This window comes from Paenibacillus rigui (assembly GCF_002234615.1).
In the GTDB taxonomy this organism is placed as follows: Bacteria; Bacillota; Bacilli; order Paenibacillales; family NBRC-103111; genus Paenibacillus_S; species Paenibacillus_S rigui.
The window spans coordinates 1-870 of sequence record NZ_NMQW01000083.1 but is presented as its reverse complement, the minus strand read 5'-3'; the positions used below and the strand labels follow the sequence as shown (position 1 = coordinate 870).

1 protein-coding gene and 1 pseudogene are annotated in these 870 nt (G+C 50.9%); both read right to left on the bottom strand.

The window, feature by feature from the left end; genetic code table 11:
- Positions 1 to 555 (bottom strand): carbohydrate ABC transporter permease (locus tag CF651_RS31635; RefSeq protein WP_144029150.1); only part of this gene is annotated, 555 nt, incomplete at its 3' end.
- A gap of 2 nt (positions 556 to 557) precedes the next feature.
- Positions 558 to 870: pseudogene (locus CF651_RS31630) on the bottom strand (sugar ABC transporter permease); the annotation flags it as partial.

The window sequence follows — 870 nt, the reverse complement described above, 5'->3', positions numbered from 1 at the left end:
CAATTGAAACAGCATCCGGAAATATCCGCAGCCCTCAAGAAAAGCGGCTTCCTCCAGCTCCTTGGAAAATTGCTTGAAGAACGTTCTCATAATGATCAGATTGAACGGATTCAGGATATGCGGCACGACCAGAACCAGCGGATTATTATACAATCCGATGCCGCGAACCGTCAGGAAGTATGGCACGATCGGCGCCTTGAAGATCATCGCAATCACGACGCCAACCATAATCACGGGCCCCCAGCGGAACTCCGTCTTCGACAGCGGATATGCAAGCAGCGCGGTCATGAGCAGAGCCAAAACCGTTCCGATCACTGTCGAGCCCAAGGTCAAGAAGAACGATTTCCACAGGTCGGGACGGCCGATAATATACCCCCAAGAGTCGAACGTAAACTGCTTCGGCCATAGCGTAACCAGGTTCATATCCACGGCACTTTTGGAGCTCAGCGAGGTCGAGATCACGGACAAGAGCGGTACGAGCGCGATGATGGACAACAGAATAAGAAAGACCGTGACGGCTGCGACGAAACTTTTTTCCCCTCTCGATTCAAACATGTCTACCAGAGCCCCCCGTCCGATACTTTCTTCGACAGCCTGTTGAATACGTAGACCAGAATAAATCCGATCACCGACTGGAATAAACCGACCGCCGTTGCGAAGCTGTACTGCGCCTGCTGAATGCCTGTCCGGAACACGTACGTATCCAGAATATCTCCTACACTGTACGTCATCGGAGTGAGAAGATTGTATACTTGATCAAAGCCCAGATCCAGGAAGTTGCCGATTTCAAGCAGGAATAGTACCAGCACCGTAGGTAAAAGAAGCGGAAACGTAATGCTGACTCTTATAAACATCTCCGAGCCACCGAGA